This window comes from Yimella radicis (genome assembly GCF_054778255.1).
The window spans coordinates 1-501 of record NZ_BAAGZR010000012.1; the positions used below are offsets into that span (position 1 = coordinate 1).

Annotated in this window: 2 pseudogenes; both read right to left on the minus strand. The window is 64.7% G+C overall.

Features of this window, described 5'->3' with window-relative positions:
• A pseudogene (locus ACYU8W_RS11535) lies at positions 1–247 on the minus strand (hypothetical protein); the annotation flags it as partial.
• Positions 244–501, minus strand: a pseudogene (locus ACYU8W_RS11540) (IS21 family transposase); the annotation flags it as partial. The pseudogenes ACYU8W_RS11535 and ACYU8W_RS11540, both read right to left, overlap by 4 nt.

Genomic DNA, 501 nt, shown 5'->3' on the forward strand with positions numbered 1-501 from the left:
CTACCCGACTGTTCGCGATCGCGAGCCAGTCAGTGAACTGGGAGTTGAAGTCGCCCGGTGACGCAAACGACCGGCCGGGCATGAACGAGGTCTCGTAGTACCCGTTGCGGCGCTCAACCACGCCCTTCGACTCGGGGTCGTAGGGCTTCAAGCGCTGCACCGTCGTGGCCAGTACCCCAGCGAACGCCGCGACGCCTTCAGCATGGCGCTTGCCCCGGCCGATGCCGGACTCGTTGTCCCAGATCAACCGGCGGGGTACCGCGCCAGCTCCTGGATGAGATCCCACATCGCCAAGACGAGGTCTTCGGTGTGCCGAGTCGGGATCATCCGTCCGACCATGAATCGCGAGTACGCCGCGGTGATCACCATGACCGGCAACAGCATCTTGCTGCCGTCTTCGAGGGGGATCTTCTTCGGCGGAAACCACAGGTCGCACTGCGCCACATCACCCGGCAGCCAGGTGATCCGATCAGCCGGATCGATCGGTCGCTGCTCGGGTCG